Genomic DNA, 12,224 nt, shown 5'->3' on the forward strand with positions numbered 1-12,224 from the left:
GGGTCCACTCCTTATTAGTCGATAATATTTTCTAAGCCATAAACGAGTTGATCAATATGCATCACCTGTTCAACAGAAAGCTTCACACCTGACATAAAGGATGCACGGTTATAAGAATCATGACGAATCGTGAGCGTCTGCCCGTCCATTCCAAACAGAACTTCTTGATGAGCAATCATGCCTGGAAGCCTTACGCTGTGAAGGCGGATGCCATCATAATCTGCTCCTCGTGCACCTTCGATTAGTTCTTTTTCTTCAGGGTGCCCCTGCTTTTTGCTTTCTCTTACTTCAGCAATCATTTCAGCTGTTTTTAGTCCTGTACCGCTCGGAGCGTCCAATTTTTTATCATGATGAAGCTCAATGATTTCAACATCAGGAAAATAATTTGCTGCCATTTTGGCAAACTTCATCATTAAAACAGCACCAACAGCAAAGTTAGGCGCAATAATACAGCCTATCCCTTTTTCTTCTGTTAATTGCTGAAGTTCTTTTAGGTCGTCTTCTGAAAAACCTGTTGTGCCTACAACTGGACGTACGCCATGTTCAAGGGCTTTTCTTGTATGTACTTTCCCGATTTCTGGGGTCGTCAAATCAATTAATACATCCGGTGCTGTTTCTGAAAGACACACGTCAATATCCGTATAAATGGGCGCATCAGATGTTGTATGAAGCACATCTGATAGCTTTTTCCCCTCATGTGTGTGATCAAGTGCTGCTACTAGTTCGAAGTGGCTTGTTTCTTCTGCCAGCTTGACAGCCTCTATCCCCATTCTTCCTCTTGCTCCAGCGATTACAACTTTGATGGTTTGATTCGTCATCTTCTCTACTTCCCTTCTTTTTTCGTCCAGCGGTCTTTGTCTCTTGTATTGAATTTATGCATCACACGATCATGGGCTTCTTCAAGTGATATATTGAGTGAATTGGCAAGGCATGTTAACACAAACAGCACATCGCCAATTTCTTCTTCCATGCTTTTCTCTGTTTCCGTTGTTTTTTTCGGCTTTTCTCCATAGTAATGGTTAACCTCTCTTGCCAGCTCACCTAATTCTTCTGTCAGACGGGCCATCATGGCAAGCGGGCTGAAATAGCCTTCTTTAAATTGTCCTATGTAATCATCGACTTCTTGCTGCACGTGACGCAGCGTTTTTTCATTCGTCATGAAGCTCATCCTCCTATCCATCTCTTACATGTTAGCGAAATCATAAATATTTGACAAATGTTTAAAACTCAGTTTGCTTGTTTCTCTTCCATACCATATAATATTATCGCTGTCTAAGCAAAAAAAGGAGTGATCTTTTGCTAAAAGAAATTCGTCTTAAAAATATCGTATTTATTTTAATAGGATCTGCGATTTTTTCTTTCGGCCTTGTTCATTTTAATATGCAGAACAACTTGGCGGAAGGCGGATTTACAGGTATCACACTGCTTTTATATTTTCTATTTCACATTGACCCATCTATTTCAAACCTTGTGTTAAACATTCCGATCTTTTTTATCGGCTGGAAAATGCTTGGCAGAACCATGTTTACATATACAATTGTCGGAACCGTCAGTCTTTCTGTCTTTCTAGCCATCTTCCAGCGCTTTCAAATACATATGCCTCTTCAGCATGATTTAGCCTTAGCCGCACTCTTTGCAGGCGTGTTTATCGGAACAGGCCTCGGGATCATCTTTAAATTCGGCGGGACAACAGGCGGCGTGGACATTATTGCAAGACTGATCAACAAACATTACCAAGTCGCAATGGGAAGAACGATGTTTATCTTCGACGCATGCGTCATTACCATCTCTCTCACCTATTTAAATTACAAAGAAGCCATGTATACACTTGTTGCCGTATTTGTTGCTGCAAAAGTCATCGACTTCATGCAAGAAGGCGCTTACGCTGCCAAAGGAGCGATGATTATTTCTGAAAAGGATGACATCATTCAAAAGAAAATCACAGAGGAAATGGAGCGCGGAGTGACCATTTTAAAGGGTGTCGGCTCCTATACGAAACAGGAACGCAACGTCCTTTACTGCGTCGTTCCAAAAAATGAGCTTGTCCACCTCAAGAGCGTCGTAACTTCCGTCGATCCTCATGCCTTTGTATCAGTGAGTGACGTGCATGACGTACTTGGTGAAGGCTTCACATTAGATGAACATAAAAAGCCGCTCAATCCCCACTAAAAAAGAAGCCCGATAACGGTGCTTCTTTTTTTATGACTTTGGATAATCGGCTTGTCGCTTTTGCTTTTTTTCTTTTTCAGCACGGTATTTCCTAAACCCAACATACGTTAAAGTGAGTAAAATCATACTTCCTGTTGTTAAAATGACCCATAAAAGCGATGGATCCGCTTCATCTTGATCAACGTTCGCAAACACACTTGATAAATCTTCTTCGAGTTTCGTGAGACGCTCAAGCTTTGTCCCACTCGATGCTTTTAAAAATTCACCTTGTTCAATTACTTCCATGTGCTGCTTAATCGTTTGCAGCTTTTCAGGCGAGACATCAATGGTTAAACTCGGATAAATCATATCATACAATGAAACCAGCTCATTCCAAGTTTCATAGAACATAGTCGATTCTGGATCTTTTACTTCTTTCTTTAATGTCGGAAAAGACCCCATAATCGGCTTCTCGAGAGATCCCCAAAGAGGTTCTGAATTTGATTGTATCGCATCGAGAAGCATTCTAAACTGAGAGGCATACCGAAGTTTTTCGCGCTCATTTAAGTCTTCCTGCGGGAGTCCTTTAATGATATCTTGATAGCCAAGTGTAATTTGCCGAACCTGCGTATTCGTCAGAGTTCCACGCCAATTCTCAGCTTTAAATGTCTTTTCAGCATACAATGCAACTTGTAATGCCTCATCATATTTAGCTTGTCTCGTTAATTGAAAGATTGAATCTGATAGTTCCGTTAATTCTTGCAGAGCTTTAGCAGCTGTTGTTTCCTCACCTTTTGCAGCAGCTGGATGCAAGACGAGAAATAATAATAGAATCATCGCGATTGACTTTCGTTTCATGCAAGTCCCTCCTAGCCTTTCTCCATACAGCGTATGAAGAAAAGGACAAGGTTAGACCAACATTGTTAAGGGAGTTCAAGCTTGACCGATTTTTTCGAGAGGACAAGATAATACGAAATAAGAAGAACGGCAATACTTAACCAAAACGTCACGTAGCCGATCTCATTTGAATAGGCAGAAAGCATAGAATAACGCGGCATCATTCCAAATACATAATCAATCACATCATTATGTAAAATCCATATCCCTGCTACAACCAAATGACGCATGTGAAAACGATAATACGGCGCAAATAACACAGCCTGTACCGCCATCGCAAAGTGCGAACCAATTAGCATATATCCTTCCCACGGAAAATCATCAACAGAAACGAGCACGAAAAGATTCATCCCTACAGCCCATAATCCATATTTGATCAAGGTGACAAGGGCCAACGCTTCAAAATAAGGAGCATGGCGTTTCATTAGAAAGGCTAGTAATACAAATAAAAAGAAAAAGCTTGCCGTCGGACTGTCTGGAACAAAAGGTAAAAAGATAGCCGGCGTCTCAACGAGCTGCGGGATATACCAGTAGTAGCCGTACACAGTACCAAGAAAGTTGACAATGAGCACCAGCACAAGCATGTAGCGTGTGGCTAGCAGATATTGAATCCATCTCATATTTCTCTTCACTCACGATCTGTTAAAATCAGAAAAAAGCTGACAGCGCCAGCTTTTTTCTCCTTTTGAGTATATCCTTGTACTTGCATTTAAACAACTGAATTATTTAGATTTGACCTCAGATAAATATTTCGAGAGCTTTTCAAGTTCTTCATCGCTGCCTTTAAAAATGCCCTTAGGCATGTTGCCTTTTCCTTCTACAGCGATTTTCGCAATTTCCTCTGGTGCTAAACCATTGTCAACAAGTGACGGTCCAGCTGCCCCGCCTTGCATATTATCTCCGTGACAGGAGATACATGTCTGCTCTTGATAGATTTTATACTCTTCAGCTGAGGTATCAATCTCTGCTTCTTTCTTGATTTCACCTTGCTTCGCAGCTGCTTCCCAGTCATGAGTAGCAACAGACTCCCATGTTAAATAGGTTGCTGCACCAACTGCAAGAATCATCATCCCAACTGCAATTGGTCTTCGATATGGCCTGCGTTCAGGACCAGAATCAAGAAATGGTGCGAGTAAAAGAGCACCAAACGCAATTCCAGGCATAATCATTGCGCCAACTACCGTATAGCTCCCTGCAGCAAACTCATATTTTAACAACTGGTACAAAAATAGGAAATACCAGTCTGGCAGCGGAATATAGCCCGTATCTGTCGGATCAGCCATCCGCTCAAGCGGAGGTGCATGAACAACAGTTAGGACAAGAAATCCAATTAAAAAAACAGCACCTACAAGCCATTCCTTTAAAAGAAAGTTCGGCCAAAAGGCTTCGGTTTTTCCCGGATATTCGGAATAGTCTTTAGGTATGTTAGGTTTTCTTTCTGCCGGTATTCTGGAATCTCCGACAAACTTCATCCCTTTTCCCCTATGCAAAGTCATCCCCTCCTCATTGAACATTCATCAAACGCAAAATTTTACAGCGGTCCAGAAATTCCTTGCTTACGAATCATAATAAAGTGGGCAGCCATCAGCCCAAATAATGCCGCTGGCAAGAAAAAGACATGGATAGCGAAAAATCTCGTCAGCGTTTGTGCACCTACAATGTCAGGATGACCTGCAAGCAGCGTTTTAATCTCTTTCCCAATGAAAGGTGTCGCCTCTGCAATTTGAAGACCAACCTTCGTCGCAAATAGCGCCTTCATATCCCACGGTAAAAGATATCCTGTAAAACCAAGTCCAAGCATCACAAAGAAAATGAGCACACCGACAATCCAGTTTAGCTCTCTAGGCTTTTTATACGCCCCTTGGAAAAAGACCCTCAGCGTATGTAAAAACATCATAACAATGACTAGACTCGCACCCCAGTGGTGCATCCCTCTTACAATCTGTCCGAATGCCACTTCATTTTGCAAATAATAGACAGATTCCCATGCGTTTTTAATATCCGGTACATAATACATCGTTAAAAACATGCCCGAAAGGACTTGAATGACCGTCACAAAAAACGTTAAACCGCCAAAACAATACACAAAAGCAGAGAAATGATGTGCTGGATTGACGTGCTCAGGCACTTCATGATCCGCAATGTCTCTCCATATCGGTGTGATGTCCAGCCGCTCATCTACCCAATCGTAAATCTTGTTAAGCATCGTTACCCTTCCCCTTTCGGCACAGCTTTTCCAAGATAGAGGTATCCGTCCTTCACTTGCTGCTTATAATGATCAAGCGGTGCAAGCGGTGGAGTTCCGGGTACGTTTGTACCATCCTTGTCGTACAGCCCATAATGGCATGGGCAGAAAAATTTGTTTGGATTTTTCGGATCACTGTTCCAGTTCACTGTACATCCCAAATGTTTACAGATTGGCGATAAAGCGACAATTTCATCCCCTTCTTTGTACACCCATGCAGACCTAGATTCCTTTGACTCATACCATGCATCTACTTGATCAATTTTAAAGTCAAAGCGCTTCGGTTCTTTTGTCAGTTCATCTACACTGACAACTTGAACCATATCCTGATCCTCTGTTCCTTTTAGCACAGGGTCAAGCGCAAAGCGAACCATAGGCATGAGCATTCCAGCGGCCATAAATCCCCCCACGCCGGTCAACGTGTAATTCAAAAATTGACGCCTGGACACTCCATGTCTCTTCTCGCTCATTTTTTTCTCCCCCCCTCAGGTCGTCAGCTACTTTATAACTGAATTAGAAAAAATTTCATAAAACTAGGACACCCTCATAATATATCAATCTATTCACAAGGTCAACAGCCTAAAAAGCTATGTACAATGCAAATGTAAGGGTTTTTATGAAGGGTTCCATTTTTGTAACAAAAAGTTCAAAATTTGTTCTACACTGTCTTGAATGACTTTTTGCTTTAAATTGACCTTTAAATGCTCAAGCGGAACAGACTGCAATATAAATGCCGATTCGATCACTTCTAGCTGTTCTTTCCATTTGTTATCAGATGTGATAAACACAACATGCTGAAAATGTTCTTGCAATGATTGTTTTACTGCAAGTATGTCTTCTTGCTTACGATGATTTACTTCTAAATATGTATGTGGAGGAAAAAGAAACACTCTGCCTTTCAGTTGTCTTTCAAGATCCTCTGCCACAAGCATTGTAAACTCACCTAAAGACACGGTTTGTTTGATATGGCTTACATCTATCCCAACTAATGGAATGATAGCGGTATCAATGTAATCTTTAGATTGTAAAAAGAGATCCGCGTCCTCCGCCTGAAACTTCATCTAGTTCCCCTCTTTCATCACATAAGCCCTGCCTGTATGGGGCAAGGCTTATTGGCTTGGTTTATGATAATAGGCTTAATTCTTTTGCTAACTTATTAAATGTTTCTTGATCATGACGGTCAAGCGCTTCATCGATTTCTTTCATCAGCCGTTCTTTTTGGAAAGTAGCGATAGAATGCTCTAGCACTTTCTCAGCAAGATCTTTATCTTTTTCATTTTCATAAAGATCTTTAGGAATATGAGGATTTGTTTCAAGTACAGCGGCATATTCCGGCGAACGATATGCAGATCGGAAATTCAATTGAATAAACAAATCTTGCTGTTTATTCAAACGAATATCATGAAATGATTTTTCTGCATCTGTCGTCATGATATTTTCTTTATAAAATCTAAAGGGAACTTCATCCACACAGTGTGTTGACATAATAATTCCCCTTGGGCAAAATTCTGCTTGCTCTACAAAATGAACCTTTTCCATCAAAGAGTCGTGACTCATTAAATAATTTAATATCCAAACACACTCTCTTCGCTTTAACTGATAATGGTTTAAGAACCACCGGATAAATTCCTTCTTTTCATTGACAGAAACAGGGGTCTGCATGTTATTCCCTCCTCTATCGTAAATTAAATTGCTATACATGAATTATTCAACAAACCAGTTCTTCATTCCTGCAAACTATAAGGAAATTTCGTCTTCAATTCTTAAAATCGTTTCTTCAATTTCTTCATTCGTGCCATCTTTCTGAAGAACTTTTCGTAATAACGGCAAGGCTTCTTTTTGTCTGCCTTCTTCTAAAAGGAACGAAGCATATTCATATAAAAAGTCACGTTCCTCATCAAAATCAGGCAGAGCAAGTTTGAAATACTCAGCGGCTTCATCGTATTCTTCTCTTCCGACAGAAGCAGAAGCTGCATACCAATTCCATTTTGGATCTTCTTCCCCAAAGCTTTTAACCTCTTTAATCACATCCAGAATTTCATCAAACATCTCTTCATTTAAATAGATCGCAAGCAGCGTTTGAACCGCTTCAATATATCCTGGATCAAGAGCAAGTGCTTCTTGAAGCAATTTTTTCGCATCTTCCGAATGGCCATTTTTCAAATCAATCTTTGCCCCATATAAATATAACTCTTTGTTATACTCATCCACTTTAATTCCTTCTTTTACTATCTCTAAAGCTTCATGATATAGTCCTTCTTCCTCATAGCTTTTGGCTAAAGGCATATAAAGTGACGAATACGAAGGATCAATATCTTTTAGTTCAGAGAGCTGCTGAATAGCCGTTTTCGTTCTGCCAGCCCTCATCGCTGTAAATCCGTAGCCAAAAAGTGTATTTGGATCCACTTGATCCTTTACAGCCTTTTCATACCATTCAAGGGCATCTTCAAATTCTCCAGCTGTGCTTAATGATTCAGCGAGCCGCTGATATACATTGACACCGCCAATTTCATTTTGTTGATCGGCCACTTTGTAGAAATAGTCGGCTGCTTTCTTTGAAAGACCTTGAGAAAAATACAATTCCCCTAAAGCAAAATCAATGACGGCTTCATGAGGTAGTAACTCTTTCGCTTTTAAAAGCTTTTGTTCACTGACTTCAAATAGTCCTTGCATTTGATACAAATCTGCCATTAACAATAAACTCTCTGGATACGCATCGTCATCTTCAGGAATCGTTTCAAGAACTGCTATTGCCTTCTCTTCTTCATCAGAGTCTATTAACAGCTCTGCATAAAAACAGGTTAATCCTGTTTCTTCTGGGTATAAATCATGTAAATCACTAATGAGATTCCGTGCTTTATCAATATCTCCCCAGTCATAATATAACTGAGCTGCCTGCGCTTTTTCTTCATCATGAAGATGCTTCTCTGCTTGAGCAAGTGTTTGGAGTCCCTTTTCAGTCTCACCCGCCTCAACTAATTTTATGGCTTCTTGTAATGAACTATTCAAATCAAACCGTTCCTTTCTGTTTCCAAAAACCTAAACTGTTGTTACTTCATATCATAATCGACAGCTGCATATCCAGCAAATATGTTGCTCTTTTAACATGAAGCCATTTTTGTGTTTTGAAGACTCTTTTTCAATCAATACTTTACTAAACTGACGATTTGTAAACCGAATACGCTAAAAAATTGTTTTTGAATCAGCAAAATGCTCTTTTTCAAGGTTTCACCTTGAGACAAGCTATGCTATAGTTCTTTCAAATATGCAAAAGGAAAGAAAAAGCCTGAGGAAATCCTCAGACTGTTTGCGTTAGGTATTCAATGTGTTCAAAGAAATTTGGGTAAGATACACGTACTGCATCTGTATCTTCAATCTCGATTGCTTGCTCTGTTATACATGCCGCAATTCCTAACATCATACCAATTCGATGATCTCCGTAGCTTGAGACGACTGCACCGCCTTTAAGGCTTGTTTTACCATGAATCTTCATTCCATCATCTGTTGCTTCAATATGAGCACCTAGTTTTTTAAGTTCTGAAACGACTGTATCAATACGATTGGTTTCTTTCACTTTTAATTCAGCGGCATCTTTAATGATCGTTGTTCCTTCTGCTTGAGTAGCTAGGAGCGCAATAATAGGAATTTCGTCGATCAGTCTAGAGATCATATCGCCTGAAATGTCGATCCCTTTTAATGAAGAGGTAGAGATCGTTAAATCACCGTACGGTTCTCCGCCTTTAGCATCCACTTCTTGAATGTCAAGGTCTGCACCCATTTGTTTTAGCACATCTATAATACCAGTTCTCGTTTTGTTCAAACCGACATTTCTCAATACAATCCGGCTGTTTGGAACGATAGATCCAGCCACTAAGAAAAATGCAGCTGAAGAAATATCTCCAGGGACAAATACATCTGTTGCTTTTAACGTTTGTCCACCTTCAATTGAAACACTTTGTGCATCTTCATGTAGCGAGACACCAAACATTGATAACATTCTTTCGGTATGGTCTCTTGATTTATGCGGTTCAGTTAACGTCGTTGTTCCTTCTGCCTGCAGTCCAGCTAGAAGGACAGCCGACTTAATCTGGGCACTGGCAACTGGAGACTCATAAGAGATAGCTTTTAAATTGCCCCCACGAATAGAAAGCGGTGTATATTCACCATTTGCTCTACCATCGATCTTGGCTCCTAATTGTCTTAACGGACCTGTTACCCGTTTCATCGGTCTTTTGGCAATACTTTCGTCTCCGATCAGTGTACTGTGGAACTCACAGCCAGCCAAGATTCCCATCATTAAACGAATGGTCGTGCCTGAGTTACCAACATCGAGAATATCGCTCGGCTCTTTAAGTCCTTTTAGTCCCTTGCCATGAATGACAACATCTGTCCCTTTTTGTTCGATGTCGACACCCATTTTTCTAAAACAATCAATCGTGCTTAAACAATCAGCGCCAGGAAGAAAGTTTTTTACTACTGTAGTCCCGTCAGCAATAGCGCCAAACATCACAGATCTATGAGAAATGGATTTATCTCCTGGAATATGAATTTCTCCATTCATAGGAGCACTTTTATGAATTTTCATGTTCCTCACCTCAATCAGCATAAAATGTATCGTAATTTGCTCTATTTTTTATACAGAGTTCTGCCCGCTTTCGATCGTCATCTGTTTGAAAACTGATGCGTAAAATCCCGTTAATGTCTTCTCGCGTTTCAATAATACGGATATTTGTAATACTAATGTTTTCATTTGCTAGATATCCTGTAATTTCCGAAATAACACCAGGATGATCAGGCACATCGACATAAAGATCATAAAAAGCAGGGATAGCTCCTTTTTTCCTTAGAGGCAGGCCGTCGCGATATTCCTTGGCCTCTTGGAAATAAGAGAATAACCCCTCAGCATCTTCTTGTTGCACAAAGGATTCAATGCGGTCAATCTCTTTTTTCCATTCATGAAATCGGTCTAAAATCTTGTTTTTATTATGCAAAAGGATATCGCGCCACATTGCAGGATTACTTGATGCAATACGGGTAATATCTCGAAAGCCTCCTGCAGCAAACCGTTTTACAAGAGGAAATTCTTCTTCAAAATGATGCGCTTGATGCACAAGACTGGCAGCAACGATGTGTGGAAAGTGACTAATCACACTTGTCACAGCATCATGTTCTTCGGGTGTCATTTCAATGAAATGAGCATTGGTTCCCTTCAACAGATCCTTCAAACGGTCAACAGCCTGACGACTTGTTACTTTTGCTGGCGTTAAAATGTAGAATGCATTTTCAAATAAAAAGTCTTTCGCTGCAATGACACCTGATTTATGAGACCCTGCCATCGGATGCCCGCCAATAAATTGGTAATGATCAGGCAACGTTTTTTCAGCAAAGTGAACGACCTTTTGCTTTGTGCTCCCTACATCCGTAATCGTGAGCTCTCTTTCAATTCCAGATGCTGCAATATCACTTAACATTTTGACGGTTTGTTGTACTGGCGTTGCCAAAATAATCGTTGCTGATGCTTTTAAGCCTTCTATAAAGGACTCGGCAGTCGCGTCGATGATCCCTAGTTTTGTTGCAGCAATCATTTGTTCTTTAGAGACATCATAGCCTACAATTTTTTTATGTGGAAATTCTTTTTTAATCGACAGTGCAATAGAACCACCAATTAAACCAAGTCCAGCGATTAATATGGTTTCGTTTGCTTCATTCATGTTCATCACCTGATTTTTCGCGAAAATTAAACAAGCTGTTTCAATAGCTTATATGTATATTGGATGAGTTACAACGAAAGCCATATCCCATAAACAGGATATGACTTCATTGTTATGCTACGCACGGATGCCTTGTAATAAATCGGCAAGTGTAGTTAAGATTTCTTCATTTTGCTCCTTTGTTCCAACAGTAATACGTAAAGAAGTTGGGAATCCGAGAGCTTTACCAGATCGAACGATATAGCCCTTTTTCAAAAGTGCATTGAACAGCTCATCTGCATCTCTTTTAAAGTCGATCAGCACAAAGTTTGTTTGAGATGGATAGATAAATAGTCCAAAACGTTCCGCAAATTCTTGATATTGCTTGAGACCTGCTTCATTTTTTTGTCTGCACGATTGAATGAAGTCTTGATCTTTAATGGCTGCACGTGCAGCTGCCTGAGCGATACGACTTGTATTAAATGGCTCTCTCGCAGGTTCAATGGCGGTAATCAACTCCTCTGAGGCAACCCCATAACCTACTCGAAGTGCCGCAAGTCCATATGCTTTAGAGAACGTGCGTAGTACAATGACATTTTGATAGGCTTTTAATAGAGATAAACTGTTCGGAAAGTCTTCCGCACGAACATATTCAAAATATGCTTCGTCTAAAACGACAAGCACGTGAGCAGGCACTTGATCTAAAAACGATACGAGCTCAGATTCTGACAAATGATTTCCTGTCGGATTGTTCGGGTTACACACCCAAACGACTTTTGTGTTGTCATCCATCGCATTCAGCATTCCCTTTAGATCATGAGCTCCTCCATTTAGAAGTGGTACTTCTCTAATCTCTGCATGCTCAATTACTGCATTGTGACGGTATTGCGGGAATGACGGAGATGGGAACACCGTATTTGTATGTTGATCAAGGAATGCCCTAGCAATAATTTGCACAAGTTCATCTGAGCCATTCCCGAATATTAATTGTTTTTCATTTACTTGAAGAAACTCAGCCAGTTCCGTTCTTAAACTTGCGCTGTATCCGTCTGGATAAATCGCTAAATGTTCGAGTTCAGCTTGTATGGCCTCTCTTGCATGTGTGGAACATCCAAAAGGGTTTTCATTTGAAGCCAATTTCACAATTTTGTCTAATTGATATTCTTTTTTGACCTCTTCAATTGGTTTCCCAGGTTGATACGGTTTTAGCTGTTTTAATTGATCTTTGATTTGCAAAATGTTTC

Annotated in this window: 14 protein-coding genes; 1 reads left to right on the top strand and 13 read right to left on the bottom strand. The window is 40.3% G+C overall.

Annotation, left to right across the window (positions count from 1 at the left end; translation table 11 throughout):
• Positions 1–14: 14 nt before the first annotated feature.
• On the bottom strand, positions 15–818 hold the full coding sequence (dapB, locus tag LCD34_RS00890; protein ID WP_008344578.1) for a 4-hydroxy-tetrahydrodipicolinate reductase: 804 nt from the start codon (positions 816–818) through the stop codon (positions 15–17).
• A 5-nt stretch (positions 819–823) separates the two neighbouring features.
• Positions 824–1,159, bottom strand: a complete 336-nt coding sequence (locus LCD34_RS00895; RefSeq protein ID WP_008344575.1) for a nucleotide pyrophosphohydrolase — start codon at positions 1,157–1,159, stop codon at positions 824–826.
• A 137-nt stretch (positions 1,160–1,296) separates the two neighbouring features.
• On the opposite strand from LCD34_RS00895, the gene LCD34_RS00900 reads away from it, so the two are divergent.
• Entirely contained in the window at positions 1,297–2,169 is an 873-nt protein-coding gene (locus LCD34_RS00900; RefSeq protein WP_003215598.1) for a YitT family protein, read from the top strand.
• A 30-nt stretch (positions 2,170–2,199) separates the two neighbouring features.
• On the opposite strand, the gene ypjB is transcribed toward LCD34_RS00900, so the two are convergent.
• From ypjB to hisC, 11 genes are all read right to left on the bottom strand, one after another.
• A complete protein-coding gene (ypjB, locus tag LCD34_RS00905; RefSeq protein WP_224558421.1) occupies positions 2,200–3,006 on the bottom strand; it encodes a sporulation protein YpjB in 807 nt (268 codons plus the stop codon).
• Positions 3,007–3,071: 65 nt separating this feature from the next.
• Entirely contained in the window at positions 3,072–3,665 is a 594-nt protein-coding gene (locus LCD34_RS00910) for a DUF1405 domain-containing protein (RefSeq protein ID WP_224558422.1), read from the bottom strand.
• A gap of 102 nt (positions 3,666–3,767) precedes the next feature.
• Positions 3,768–4,535 carry a menaquinol-cytochrome c reductase cytochrome b/c subunit gene (locus tag LCD34_RS00915; RefSeq protein WP_008344567.1) on the bottom strand — a complete coding sequence of 256 codons (768 nt, stop codon included), beginning with the start codon at positions 4,533–4,535 and terminating at the stop codon, positions 3,768–3,770.
• A gap of 41 nt (positions 4,536–4,576) precedes the next feature.
• The gene (gene qcrB, locus LCD34_RS00920) at positions 4,577–5,251 is read right to left on the bottom strand and encodes a menaquinol-cytochrome c reductase cytochrome b subunit (protein ID WP_003215804.1); all 675 of its coding nucleotides are present in this window, start codon (positions 5,249–5,251) and stop codon (positions 4,577–4,579) included.
• Between the two features lie 2 nt (positions 5,252–5,253).
• Positions 5,254–5,760: a ubiquinol-cytochrome c reductase iron-sulfur subunit gene (locus LCD34_RS00925; RefSeq protein WP_007500911.1), complete on the bottom strand. Its 507-nt coding sequence runs from the start codon at positions 5,758–5,760 to the stop codon at positions 5,254–5,256.
• A 144-nt stretch (positions 5,761–5,904) separates the two neighbouring features.
• Positions 5,905–6,351 (bottom strand): YpiF family protein, encoded by a 447-nt coding sequence (locus LCD34_RS00930; protein ID WP_148779984.1) that lies wholly within the window; start codon positions 6,349–6,351, stop codon positions 5,905–5,907.
• Between the two features lie 61 nt (positions 6,352–6,412).
• Complete coding sequence (locus tag LCD34_RS00935) at positions 6,413–6,952, bottom strand: ReoY family proteolytic degradation factor (protein ID WP_008344562.1); 540 nt, start codon at positions 6,950–6,952, stop codon at positions 6,413–6,415.
• 75 nt (positions 6,953–7,027) lie between these two features.
• A complete protein-coding gene (locus LCD34_RS00940; RefSeq protein ID WP_061419484.1) occupies positions 7,028–8,299 on the bottom strand; it encodes a tetratricopeptide repeat protein in 1,272 nt (423 codons plus the stop codon).
• Positions 8,300–8,588: 289 nt separating this feature from the next.
• Positions 8,589–9,875, bottom strand: coding sequence for a 3-phosphoshikimate 1-carboxyvinyltransferase (aroA, locus tag LCD34_RS00945; protein ID WP_024718513.1), 1,287 nt, complete (start codon positions 9,873–9,875; stop codon positions 8,589–8,591).
• Positions 9,876–9,885: 10 nt separating this feature from the next.
• Complete coding sequence (locus tag LCD34_RS00950; protein ID WP_025207544.1) at positions 9,886–11,001, bottom strand: prephenate dehydrogenase; 1,116 nt, start codon at positions 10,999–11,001, stop codon at positions 9,886–9,888.
• Between the two features lie 117 nt (positions 11,002–11,118).
• A complete protein-coding gene (hisC, locus tag LCD34_RS00955) occupies positions 11,119–12,216 on the bottom strand; it encodes a histidinol-phosphate transaminase (RefSeq protein ID WP_129548359.1) in 1,098 nt (365 codons plus the stop codon).
• Positions 12,217–12,224 lie beyond the last annotated feature (8 nt).

This window comes from Bacillus sp. RAR_M1_44 (assembly GCF_020165935.1).
Classification (GTDB): domain Bacteria; phylum Bacillota; class Bacilli; order Bacillales; family Bacillaceae; genus Bacillus; species Bacillus altitudinis.

Bases quoted from the DNA above. Each gene is read 5' to 3' on its own strand.
- dapB (WP_008344578.1), bottom strand. From the start codon at position 818: ATGACGAATCAAACCATCAAAGTTGTAATCGCTGGAGCAAGAGGAAGA.
- LCD34_RS00895 (WP_008344575.1), bottom strand. From the start codon at position 1,159: ATGACGAATGAAAAAACGCTGCGTCACGTGCAGCAAGAAGTCGATGAT.
- ypjB (WP_224558421.1), bottom strand. From the start codon at position 3,006: ATGAAACGAAAGTCAATCGCGATGATTCTATTATTATTTCTCGTCTTG.
- LCD34_RS00910 (WP_224558422.1), bottom strand. From the start codon at position 3,665: ATGAGATGGATTCAATATCTGCTAGCCACACGCTACATGCTTGTGCTG.
- qcrB (WP_003215804.1), bottom strand. From the start codon at position 5,251: ATGCTTAACAAGATTTACGATTGGGTAGATGAGCGGCTGGACATCACA.
- LCD34_RS00925 (WP_007500911.1), bottom strand. From the start codon at position 5,760: ATGAGCGAGAAGAGACATGGAGTGTCCAGGCGTCAATTTTTGAATTAC.
- LCD34_RS00930 (WP_148779984.1), bottom strand. From the start codon at position 6,351: ATGAAGTTTCAGGCGGAGGACGCGGATCTCTTTTTACAATCTAAAGAT.
- LCD34_RS00935 (WP_008344562.1), bottom strand. From the start codon at position 6,952: ATGCAGACCCCTGTTTCTGTCAATGAAAAGAAGGAATTTATCCGGTGG.
- aroA (WP_024718513.1), bottom strand. From the start codon at position 9,875: ATGAAAATTCATAAAAGTGCTCCTATGAATGGAGAAATTCATATTCCA.
- LCD34_RS00950 (WP_025207544.1), bottom strand. From the start codon at position 11,001: ATGAATGAAGCAAACGAAACCATATTAATCGCTGGACTTGGTTTAATT.